Source organism: Pseudomonas sp. AGC41 (genome assembly GCF_057334555.1).
Map to the genome: position 1 here is coordinate 50,630 of NZ_JBHFJB010000083.1, position 9,269 is coordinate 59,898.

At 62.1% G+C, this 9,269-nt stretch carries 7 protein-coding genes; 1 reads left to right on the top strand and 6 read right to left on the bottom strand.

Annotated elements, in window-relative coordinates:
- Positions 1-65: 65 nt before the first annotated feature.
- The 6 genes from ACE04F_RS15135 to aspA all read right to left on the bottom strand — a co-directional run bounded on the left by ACE04F_RS15135 (position 66) and on the right by aspA (position 8,088).
- Positions 66-1,166: a polyamine ABC transporter substrate-binding protein gene (locus tag ACE04F_RS15135; protein WP_486107889.1), complete on the bottom strand. Its 1,101-nt coding sequence runs from the start codon at positions 1,164-1,166 to the stop codon at positions 66-68.
- Positions 1,167-1,177: 11 nt separating this feature from the next.
- Positions 1,178-2,209 carry a histone deacetylase family protein gene (locus ACE04F_RS15140; RefSeq protein ID WP_486107891.1) on the bottom strand — a complete coding sequence of 344 codons (1,032 nt, stop codon included), beginning with the start codon at positions 2,207-2,209 and terminating at the stop codon, positions 1,178-1,180.
- A gap of 317 nt (positions 2,210-2,526) precedes the next feature.
- Positions 2,527-3,519 carry an AraC family transcriptional regulator gene (locus tag ACE04F_RS15145; protein ID WP_486107893.1) on the bottom strand — a complete coding sequence of 331 codons (993 nt, stop codon included), beginning with the start codon at positions 3,517-3,519 and terminating at the stop codon, positions 2,527-2,529.
- Between the two features lie 69 nt (positions 3,520-3,588).
- Positions 3,589-4,593 carry an asparaginase gene (locus tag ACE04F_RS15150; RefSeq protein ID WP_486107895.1) on the bottom strand — a complete coding sequence of 335 codons (1,005 nt, stop codon included), beginning with the start codon at positions 4,591-4,593 and terminating at the stop codon, positions 3,589-3,591.
- A 132-nt stretch (positions 4,594-4,725) separates the two neighbouring features.
- Positions 4,726-6,177, bottom strand: a complete 1,452-nt coding sequence (locus ACE04F_RS15155) for an alanine/glycine:cation symporter family protein (protein ID WP_486107897.1) — start codon at positions 6,175-6,177, stop codon at positions 4,726-4,728.
- Positions 6,178-6,663: 486 nt separating this feature from the next.
- Positions 6,664-8,088 (bottom strand): aspartate ammonia-lyase, encoded by a 1,425-nt coding sequence (gene aspA / locus ACE04F_RS15160; RefSeq protein ID WP_486107899.1) that lies wholly within the window; start codon positions 8,086-8,088, stop codon positions 6,664-6,666.
- Positions 8,089-8,270: 182 nt separating this feature from the next.
- On the opposite strand from aspA, the gene ACE04F_RS15165 reads away from it, so the two are divergent.
- A complete protein-coding gene (locus ACE04F_RS15165) occupies positions 8,271-9,188 on the top strand; it encodes a LysR substrate-binding domain-containing protein (protein WP_486107901.1) in 918 nt (305 codons plus the stop codon).
- The last annotated feature ends 81 nt before the right edge of the window (positions 9,189-9,269 follow it).

Genomic DNA, 9,269 nt, shown 5'->3' on the forward strand with positions numbered 1-9,269 from the left:
CGGGCGGCCCATCCTAGAAACGTGCGAGAAAGGGCGGGTGGTAACTATGTATAGGGCTGAAAAAATTATTGGCCGGATTTGATCCGGGTCCAAGCTCTTGTGCGCGCTCTCTCGGCGTCCCTTGGTAGGGGTTGCAACGTGTAGAGCGTCGCCATCGCCGCCTCGGTCGGGTACAGGTTGGGATTGTTGCGGATGGCCGGATCAACCATGTCGGTGGCGTCCTTGTTCGGGTTCGGGTAGCCGACAAAGTCACTCACGGGTGCGATCACCTTCGGCTGCAACAGATAGTCGATGAAGGCGTAGGCGTCGTCCGGGTTCTTCGCACCCTTGGGAATGGCCAGCATGTCGAACCAGATCGGCGCGCCTTCCTTGGGCAGGCGCATGTCCACGATCACGCCGTTCTTGGCCTCTTTGGCGCGGTTGGCGGCCTGGGAGAAGCTGCCGGAGTAGCCGACCGCTACGCAGATGTCGCCGTTGGCGATGTCGGCCATGTACTTGGACGAGTGGAAATAGGTGATGTGCGGGCGGATCTTCATCAGCAGCGCTTCGGCCTTGGCATAGTCCGCTGGTTTTTTGCTGTTGGGATCCAGGCGCAGGTGCTGCAGGGCCAAGGGCAGGATTTCCGAAGGCGAATCGAGCAGCGCCACGCCGCACTGCTTGAGCTTGCTGATGTTCTCTTTCTTGAAGATCAGGTCCCAGCTGTCCACCGGCGCGTTGTCGCCCAGCGCGGCCTTGACCTTGGTCGGGTTGAAGCCGATCAGGATGGTGCCGTACATGTAGGGCACCGCAAACTTGTTGCCCGGATCGTTGGCTTCGATCAGCTTCATCAGCTTCGGATCAAGGTGGTTCCAGTTCGGCAACTTGCTGCGGTCCAGCGGCTGGAATACCCCGGCCTCGATCTGCTTGGCCAGGAACACATTGGACGGTACCACCACATCGTAGCCGGCGTTACCGGTCAGCAGCTTGGCTTCCAGGGCTTCGTTGGTGTCGAAGATGTCATAGACCAGTTTGACCTGGCTGTTCTGTGCCTTGAAATCTTCCAGGGCCTTGGGCGTGATGTAGTCGAACCAGTTGTATACACGCAGGGTGCGCTCCTCGGCCTGGACCGCGCCGCACAGTAGCGTGGCGCAGAGGGCTGGAGCCATCAGACGCTTGAGTCTTTTCATGCTGATATTCCTCATTGGGCGCTTTGAAAACCTTCGAGAACGTTCACTGCGTTGACGCCGATTTCTGCCACTGCATAACCACCCTCCATCACGAACAGCGTCGGTTTGCCTAGCGCCGCGATGCGTTTGCCCATGGCCAGGTAATCCGGGCTGTCGAGCTTGAATTGGGAGATCGGGTCGTCCTTGAAGGTGTCCACGCCCAGGGAGACGACGATGACATCGGCGTCGAAGTTGCGGACCTCGCCGCAGGCCTGATCAAGGGCGGCGCTCCAGCTTTCCCAGCCGGAACCGGCGGGCAGCGGGTAGTTGAAATTGAATCCCGCCCCGGCGCCTTCACCGCGCTCGTCGGCGTAGCCCAGGAAGAACGGGAATTCGGCTTCGGGATGGCCATGGATCGAGGCGAACAGGACGTCGCTGCGTTCATAGAAAATCGATTGAGTGCCGTTGCCATGGTGGTAGTCGACATCCAGGATCGCGACTTTCCGGTGGCCTTGATCAAGGAACGCCTGGGCGGCGATGGCCGCGTTGTTTAGGTAGCAGTAACCTCCCATCAGGTCGCTGGCGGCGTGGTGCCCCGGCGGGCGGCACAACGCGAAAGCGCTGTGGGCGCCGCGCTGGATCTCGGCCTGGGCGCTGAGGGCGACCTGGGCTGCGCTGTAGGCGGCTTGCCAGGTGCCGGCAGTGATCGGCGCGCCACCGTCAAAACTGTAATAGCCGAGCTGACCGTGCAGGCTCGTCGGGATCACGGTGCGCAGGGTGCGCGCCGGCCAGGTATAGGGCAGCAGGTCGCCGTCGCGGTTGAACTCTGTCCAGCGGTCCCAGGCACCCTTGAAGAACTCCAGATACTGCGCGCTATGGATGCGCTGGATCGGCGCCAGGCCGAAATCCCGTGGCGCCTCCACCGGCCCGAGCGCCCGGGCCTTGACCCGCTCCAGCACATGATCGGCACGGGAGGGCATTTCAAAGCAGGGCATCAGCTGCCCGTCCATCAACTCGCAACGTCCATGGTGCAGGTGGTGATCGTCCGAATAGATCGTCAGCATTTTTATTCTCCGCAGGGGCTTATCCGGTATCCACAGTCTTGCGGCGCGCCGCGTTTGGGAGAACGGCAGGAGAGGCCAAAAGGGGATTGAAATGGCCAAAAAATCTGTCCGTAAATCGCCCCTAGTTGGCGCGAGCCTGCGCCGGTTCGGGGCAAGACAGAAGTCCTCGATTATCCCCGTGGCGAGGGAGCTCGCTCCCGCTGGGTGGCGAAGCCACCCCAAAACGCCTGGCACATTTTTTACAGATCAACCGCGTTATCCGGTTTACGACGGCTGCGCCGCCGAGCGGGAGCAAGCTCCCTCGCCACAGGCAGCGTTCATGGCCTGAACTGACTCGGCGCCACGCCGCTCCAGCGTACAAATGCGTGGCGGAAGCTGGCTGTTTCGCTGAAACCGAGCATTTCGGCGATTTGGTAGATCGGCAACGTATCTTCCCCAAGCAGCTGCTTGGCCCGCTCGAAGCGCAGTTCATCGAGCAATTCCTGATAGCTGCAACCCAGGTCCTTCAGGTGCCGGCGCAGGGTGCGCGCCGAGCAGTTCATCTGTTCGGCCAAGCCTTCCAGGCCTGGCGGGGCATCCAGTTGTGCGGCGAGCGAGAGGCGGATGCGTCCCAGCCAGGCTTGCCGGCCGGTGAACTCGGTGTTCTGCCGGCGGCAACGTTCGGCCATGGCGTGATGGGTGATGGGGTCAGCCAGTGGCAAGGGCTGCGCGAGCCAGTGGCGACCGAAGGCGAAGGCGTTGTCGATACTGTCGAAACGCACCGGGGATTCGAACAAGGCCTCGTATGCTGCCTGATAATCCGGCGCCGAGTGCTCGAAACGCGTCGCGCGCAAGGGGAGCGCATGACCGAGCAGGTCGTTGCAGATGACCCTTAGCGAGACCATGCAGAACTCGGCATTGAACACGGCCAGGGCCGGGTTTTCCCGATAGTCGCTGGCACTGAGCCAGATGTGCTCGCCGTCGTCTTCCAGTGTCAGCTCAAAGAGTGTTCCCAATAGCGCTGGGTAACGCAGGGCCAGGCGTAAAGCGTCACCTAAGGTGGCGCTGGTGAGCAGGGCATAGCCGAGCATGCCGTAGGACGAAACGTGCATGTTGCGGCCCAATTCCAGGCCAATGTCGTGTTTGAGCGCCACCGCGTTGGCACAGACCTGCATTTCCTGGTTGGTGGTGATGCGCGTGTCTGCCCGGCTCAGGTCCGCCAGGCTGATGCCGCTGCCGGCCAACAGCGCTTCACTGGGCAAGCCTTCGTTCCTGAACGCGTTGAGCACCAGGGAGACCGCATTGAGCGTTGTGAGGTGGGAATGCAGCATGATCCGTTTCCAGCCTTGGGAGACTGGAGACGGAGCAAGTTATATGCCGGGCAAAAACTTTGCAGGGCGTCAGATCAGCTCGCCACACAGGTCCAGCTCAACCAACCGCCGAACCTCATCCACCGGCAACCCAGCGCCAATCAACGCTTGCAACTTGCCGAATGCAGCCTCGCGGGTCATGCCGCCGCCGGACAGCACGCCGACGCCGCGCAAGCGACTGCCGGCTTCGTAGACGTCCAGCTCGACGCCGCCTTCATGGCATTGAGTGACTGCGACCACTACCACACCGCCGTCCCGCGCCCGCTCCAGGCTGGCGAGGAACGCCGGATTGTCGCTCGGCCCGGTGCCGCTGCCGTAGCACTCCAGCACCAGGCCCTGGACGCCGCTGCCCAGCAAGCCATCGATTATCTCGGCGCTGATGCCAGGGAACAGCGGCAATGCCGCGACATTCGCCAACTGTCTCGGCTGGTCGTAATTCAGCTGCGTCGGCAGGGACGCGGCCTTGACACCGCCGCCCTGGCGATCCAGGCGCTTGAACGGGTGACGACCGAAACTACGCACCTTGGCGCAGCGGGTCGGCGCGAGCAGTTCGCCGTGGAAATACAGGTGTACGCCCGGCGCCAGGCCCTGGCCGAGGGCGACCAGCGCACCGCTGAGGTTTTCCCAGGCGTCGCTGTCGGTCACACCGGCGGGCAACATCGAACCGGTGACGCAAACCCGCGCGTGCAGGCCGAGCAACTGGAAGCTCATGGCGGCGGCGCTGTAGGCCAGGGTATCGGTGCCGTGCAGGATCAGGACGCTGTCGCAGCCTTGCACATCCACGGCATCGACCACCGCTTCGCGCAGTTGCTGCCAGTAGGCTGGGGTCATGTTGGCGCTGTCGATCAGCGGCGACATTTCCCGGAAGCGCCATTGCGGCACGACCAGTTCGGGCTGGCTGTGCAGGTAATCGCGCATCCGCGCTTCGAAACCGGATGCCGGGGCCAGGCCGTTGGCGCTGGCCTGCATGCCGATGGTGCCGCCGGTATAGAGCACCATGACGTGCTGGGCGGCGGGGTAGGTCGAGGCATTCATGGTGGTTCTCCGAGGATGAAAACGGCCGCTTGGGTTAGCCGCCACAACATGAGGTCGAGCATGACGTCGACCTTATGCTGTGTCACGCCGGGCGCAAGGGATGCGCCCGGTTTTTTTCACACAGACTGCTGATCAGCGTTGCGCTGCAGCCAGGCTCGCCGGAGCGTTTCCAGATTCGGTGGCAGGTGCCGACGGGGTCGCTGGCCAAGCCTTGCGGTCCAGGTCCAGGTCCGGGAATTTGCTCGAATCGAAGACCGGAACCTTGATGCCGGCCGCACGCTGGTCGTCGTAGTCACGCAGGATGCGCATGCCGACCTTGAACAGCAGGAACAGCGCGATCAGGTTCACGAACGCCAGCAGGGTCATGGTGATGTCGGCGAACGCGAACACCGTGCCAAGGTTCTCGATGGCGCCCCAGAAAATCAGCGCCAGGACCAGGGTGCGATACGCCATCAGCGCCTTGCGGTTTTCGCCGAGCATGAAGCGCAGGTTGTTCTCACCCAGATAGTAGTTGTAGAGGATCGAGGTGAACACGAACAACGACAGGGCTACGGAGATGAACACTCGGCCCCAGTCACCGACCACGGCCGCCAGGGAGTTCTGGGTCAGGGCAATGCCGTCGCCTTCGAAGCCTGGGGTGTAGAAACCCGAAAGCAGGATCAGCAACGCGGTGCAGGTGCAGATCACGAAGGTGTCGAGAAACACACTGAACGCCTGGACCACGCCCTGGGCGACCGGGTGCTCCACCGACGCCACGGCGGCCACGTTAGGCGCACTGCCCAAGCCTGCTTCGTTGGCGAACACGCCACGCTTGACGCCCATGACGATGGCGCTGCCGATCAGGCCGCCGAAAGCCTGGTCCAGGCCAAAGGCGCTCTTGACGATGGTCGCCAGCATGCCCGGCACGTGTTCGAACTGCAGCACGATCACGTAGAGGGTCACGGCGATATACGCCAGGGTCTTGACCGGTACCAACAGGTCGGCCACCTTGGCGATACGCTTGATCCCGCCGATGAACACCAGACCCAGCAGCACCGCCAGGCCCAGGCCGGTGTAGGTGGTGTCGAGGCCGAAGGCGTTGTTCAACGAGTGCGTCACGGCGTGGGCTTGCAGGCCGTTGAAGGCGAAGCCGAAGGTGATCAGCAGCAGGAATGCCATGATCATGCCCAACCAGCGTTTCTGCAGGCCGTGCTGGATGTAATAGGACGGGCCGCCACGGTACTGGCCTTCGGAGTCGCAGCGCTTGTAGAGCTGGCCGAGGGAGCACTCGAAGAAGCTGCTGGACATGCCGACCAGCGCGGTCACCCACATCCAGAACACCGCACCGGGCCCGCCGAGGGTCACGGCGATGCCGACACCGGCGATGTTACCCGCACCGACGCGGCCAGCCAGGCTGAGCATCAAGGCCTGGAACGAACTGAGCTGATCAGTGCTGCTTTTCAGGCTGTCACGGAACACCGAGAACATATGAAAGAAATGACGGAACTGGACGAAACGCGAGCGGATCGTGAAGTAGCCACCGAGCCCGACAATGAGCACGATCAGCACTTTCCCTGAGAGGAAGTCGTTGATGACTTCGAGCATGAGTATTCCTCGCTGTTTTTTGTTTAAGCAAATGCTGGCCATTTGGAAACATCGTGTTACATCGGCCGGCGCGCGGCACGACAGTTGAGGCGATGTTCGTCCCGGTCCACTTCGCGGGTTTGTTATTAGTTCGGTTTTCGCATGTTGTGAGGTCTCGCTACCGAAGACCACTCATGCAAAGAGGGGCGGCACTATACCTATCAGTGCGGCGCCCGTCTGCACAGTTGTGGTGCGTGCGACGAAACGGACCCTTGTATCTCCTGGCCTATCGGTCAGGTTCTTGTGGGAGTGAGCCGGCTCTGGATAGCTGGCGACGCGGGGTACAACGGCAGCGCGTCGCTGTTTATCGCGAGTAGGCTCGCTCCTACAAATTTGCTCCCGCTTTCAGTTGTCGGTTAAAAAAAAGGGCCTGGGGAACGAGTCCCCAAGCCCTCAAAAGGTGAGAGGTGTCTAGTCCCTCGACCTGGTGAGCAATGGTCGCGTCGATCAAGCCTTCAATGGGACCAGACGCGGAGCAATCATGTTTTCCGGGCGCAGGATGTCGTCGAGCATGGCGTCGTCGAGCAAACCTTCTTCGCGCACCAGCTCCAGTACGCCGCGGCCGCTTTCCAGGGCGACACGGGCGATACGGGTGGCGTTTTCATAGCCGATGTACGGGTTCAAGGCGGTGACCAGGCCGATCGAGTGTTCGACCAGTTCGCGGCAGCGCGCTTCGTTGGCGGTGATGCCGACGATGCAGTGCTCGCGCAGCATGTCCATGGCCCGTTGCAGCAGGCGGATCGAGTCGAAGATCTTGAAGGCGATCAGCGGCTCCATCACGTTCAGTTGCAGTTGGCCGCCTTCGGCCGCCATGGTCAGCGCCAGGTCGTTGCCGATGATCTGGAACGCGACCTGGTTCACCGCTTCCGGGATCACCGGGTTGACCTTTCCAGGCATGATCGAACTGCCTGGCTGACGGGCCGGCAGGTTGATTTCGTTGATGCCGGTGCGTGGGCCGCTGGACAGCAGGCGCAAGTCGTTGCAGATCTTCGACAGCTTGACCGCGGTGCGCTTGAGCATGCCGGAGAACAGCACAAAGGCGCCCATGTCGGAGGTAGCTTCGATCAGGTCGGCAGCCGGAACCAGCGGCTGGCCGCTGATGGTTGCCAGGCGTTGTACGGCCAAGGCCTGGTAACGCGGGTCGGCGTTGATGCCGGTACCGATCGCGGTGCCGCCCAGGTTCACTTCGGTGAGCAATTCAGGCGCCAGGGTTTTCAGGCGCGCCAGGTCTTCGCTCAAGGTGGTGGCGAAAGCACGGAATTCCTGGCCGAGGGTCATCGGCACGGCGTCTTGCAGTTGGGTACGGCCCATTTTCAGAACGTGGCTGAATTCCTCGCCCTTGGCGGCGAACGCCTGGATCAGGCTGTCGAGGCTGGCCAGCAACGCGTCGTGGCCCAGCAGCAGACCCAGGCGGATCGCGGTCGGGTAGGCGTCGTTGGTCGACTGCGCCATGTTCACGTCGTTGTTCGGGTGCAGGTACTGATATTCGCCCTTCTGGTGACCCATGGCCTCCAGCCCGATGTTGGCGATGACTTCGTTGGCATTCATGTTGGTCGATGTGCCGGCGCCGCCCTGGATCATGTCCACCACGAATTCTTCGTGGAAATCGCCACGGATCAATCGTGCACAGGCTTCGCTGATGGCGGCGTGCTTGGCTTCGCTGAGCTGGCCCAACTCACGGTTGGCGTCAGCGGCGGCTTGCTTGACCATTGCCAGACCGACCACCAGTTTCGGGTAATGCGAGATCGGGACGCCGGAGAGACGAAAGTTGTTGATCGCTCGCAGGGTCTGGATGCCGTAATACGCTTGCGCCGGTACTTCGAGTACGCCAAGCAGGTCTTTTTCTGTGCGGAATGATGCAGCGGAGGACATGATGGAAATCATCTCAATAAGGACCCGGTCTGAGCCGGAACGCTGTGAATCCTAGGCTTTCAGAAAATTTAGGGCCAATGCTGTTAAACACTGGCCTATGCACATTCGGCATAATGCGCGTGTGACGCCAATGACGCGGCGAACGTGTGACCTGTTTTGGTGCGTCCTATGGGAGGACGGAGATGAATCTTGAAAGCAAATGGCTGGAGGACTTCAGTGCCTTGGCCGCGACGCGCAGTTTTTCCCAGGCGGCCGAGCGCCGCTTTGTGACGCAACCAGCGTTCAGCCGGCGGATCCGCAGCCTGGAGGCGGCGCTGGGGTTGACCTTGGTCAACCGCTCCCGCACGCCGATCGAACTGACTGCGGCGGGACAGCTGTTCCTGGTGACGGCGCGTACGGTGGTCGAGCAGTTGGGCGAAGTGCTGCGGCACTTGCACCACCTGGAAGGCGGGCAGGGCGAAGTTATCCAGGTAGCGGCGGCACATTCCCTGGCGCTGGGTTTCTTTCCGCGCTGGATTGCCCAGTTGCGTAACGAAGGCATGAACATCGCCACACGGCTGGTGGCGACCAACGTCGGTGATGCCGTGCATGCCCTGCGCGAAGGCGGCTGCGACTTGATGCTGGCCTTCTACGACCCGGATTCGGCGATGCAGATGGACCCGGAGATTTTCCCGTCGTTGCACCTGGGCCAGACTGAAATGCTCCCGGTCTGCGCGGCCGATGCCGACCGCAAGCCGTTGTTCGACCTGGAGGGCGAGACCAGCGTGCCCCTGCTGGCCTACAGCGCTGGCGCTTTTCTCGGCCGTTCGGTGAACCAGTTGTTGCGCCAGCGTGCGCTGCGTTTCACCACGGTCTACGAGACGGCCATGGCCGACAGCCTGAAAAGCATGGCCCTGGAAGGCCTGGGCATCGCCTGGGTGCCGCATCTGAGCGTGCGCGCCGAACTGGCCCGGGGCGAGTTGGTGATCTGCGGGGGGGCGCAATGGCACGTGCCGCTGGAAATCCGCCTGTACCGCTGCGCCCTGGTGCGCAAGGCCAATGTGCGGTTGTTGTGGCGCAAGCTGGAGGGTGGCGCGGCGCAGGGTGTGGCCGAGTCCTGAGATCCTTGGAAACGCCTGTGCGAGCCTGCTCGCGAATGCGGTATGCCAGTCGCCACTTTCCGGACTGACACGCCGCATTCG

What these genes read in the sequence shown, in the direction of transcription:
- ACE04F_RS15135 (WP_486107889.1), bottom strand. Translation starts at nt 1,166, where the DNA reads ATGAAAAGACTCAAGCGTCTGATGGCTCCAGCCCTCTGCGCCACGCTA.
- ACE04F_RS15150 (WP_486107895.1), bottom strand. Translation starts at nt 4,593, where the DNA reads ATGAATGCCTCGACCTACCCCGCCGCCCAGCACGTCATGGTGCTCTAT.
- ACE04F_RS15145 (WP_486107893.1), bottom strand. Translation starts at nt 3,519, where the DNA reads ATGCTGCATTCCCACCTCACAACGCTCAATGCGGTCTCCCTGGTGCTC.
- aspA (WP_486107899.1), bottom strand. Translation starts at nt 8,088, where the DNA reads ATGTCCTCCGCTGCATCATTCCGCACAGAAAAAGACCTGCTTGGCGTA.
- ACE04F_RS15140 (WP_486107891.1), bottom strand. Translation starts at nt 2,209, where the DNA reads ATGCTGACGATCTATTCGGACGATCACCACCTGCACCATGGACGTTGC.
- ACE04F_RS15165 (WP_486107901.1), top strand. Translation starts at nt 8,271, where the DNA reads ATGAATCTTGAAAGCAAATGGCTGGAGGACTTCAGTGCCTTGGCCGCG.
- ACE04F_RS15155 (WP_486107897.1), bottom strand. Translation starts at nt 6,177, where the DNA reads ATGCTCGAAGTCATCAACGACTTCCTCTCAGGGAAAGTGCTGATCGTG.